We start from the raw sequence: 676 nt of genomic DNA, 5'->3' as shown, positions 1-676 counted from the left end.
GACCTGAATTCAAGTCCGAAGTGCGACACTTTTCACTTCAAGCAACTAAGCACATTTCTTTAAATACTACGGCTGGTTGCTTGAACCCTAAACACTTCCTTGGACGATTATTTATTCGTCTCATTGCGAAGTGTATTCTCTCTTCTGTAACACGCCTTAAATCAGTACCTTTGGGCACATATTGCCTTAGGAGTCCGTTGCTATTTTCGTTTGCTCCACGTTCCCAAGAACTGTATGGATGAGCAAAATACACTGTCGTTTCTAATGCTTCGGCTATCTCAGCGTGATACGCGAACTCTCGACCATTATCTGCTGTGATCGTGTGAACATGATCTTTAAAAGGCAACAATAGCTCTATGGTTGCTTGAGTCACATCTTTGGCTGATTTCGAATCCACTTTCTTTATAAGGTAAAAACGTGTCTTTCTTTCTAGCAAGGTGACAATTGAGCCTGAGCCGTGCTTACCTAAAACAGTATCTATCTCCCAGTCTCCAAAGCGCTTTTTGGTATCAACAATCACAGGCCGATCATCAATGGATACCTTATTCTTGATCACTTCAGCTTTTGTTCTCTGGCCTTTCCGGTAGCGTTTTCTTCCTTGCCTCAAATGGCGGTAAAGTGTCCCTTTGTTTCTTTTGTCATCATGGATATATTGGTAAATCCATTCATGACTGAC

1 protein-coding gene is annotated in these 676 nt (G+C 41.9%); it reads right to left on the bottom strand.

All coding sequences use genetic code 11. From position 1 onward, the window contains the following. Positions 1–37: 37 nt before the first annotated feature. Positions 38–676, bottom strand: a 639-nt coding sequence (locus GQR55_RS20010) for an IS30 family transposase (protein ID WP_166421969.1), incomplete at its 5' end; no start/stop codon positions are given.

Source organism: Pseudoalteromonas sp. Z1A8 (assembly GCF_011378855.1).
Classification (GTDB): domain Bacteria; phylum Pseudomonadota; class Gammaproteobacteria; order Enterobacterales; family Alteromonadaceae; genus Pseudoalteromonas.
This window is presented reverse-complemented; position numbering and strand designations above follow the sequence as displayed.